Source organism: Rhizobium sp. Leaf453, assembly GCF_001425605.1.
In the GTDB taxonomy this organism is placed as follows: domain Bacteria; phylum Pseudomonadota; class Alphaproteobacteria; order Rhizobiales; family Rhizobiaceae; genus Pararhizobium.
This window is the reverse complement of record NZ_LMRG01000012.1, coordinates 425-844: the sequence shown is the minus strand read 5'-3', so window position 1 is coordinate 844 and position 420 is coordinate 425. Positions and strand designations below refer to the sequence as shown.

The window sequence follows — 420 nt, the reverse complement described above, 5'->3', positions numbered from 1 at the left end:
GGTTGTCGGCAATTCGGAAGTGAAGAAGCTGGAGGATCGCGTTCGCGAGCTGGAGCGCATGCTCGGCCGCAAGACGATGGAGGTCGAAATCCTCCGCGAAGCCCTTTCCAAAGCAGACTCAAAAAAACGGATATCGCGGCCGATCTTGTTGCCGAAGGACGGTTCGCCGTGAAGACTGTTGCAGACACGCTGGGCGTTTCCCGTTCCAATTTGATCGAGCGGCTGAAAGGCAGGTCGAAGCCGCGCGGCTCCTATCACAGGGCCGAGGATGCGGAGCTTCTGCCTGACATCCGCAGGCTGGTGGATCAAAGGCCAACCTATGGCTATCGGCGGATCGCCGCGCTCCTCAATCGCGAAAGGCGAGCCGCCGACAAGCCTGTCGTCAACGCCAAGCGGGTTCATCGCATCATGGGCAACCAC

General features: G+C 60.0%; 1 pseudogene. It reads left to right on the top strand.

Features of this window, described 5'->3' with window-relative positions:
* Positions 1-420 (top strand): annotated as a pseudogene (locus ASG68_RS32420) (IS3 family transposase); the annotation flags it as partial.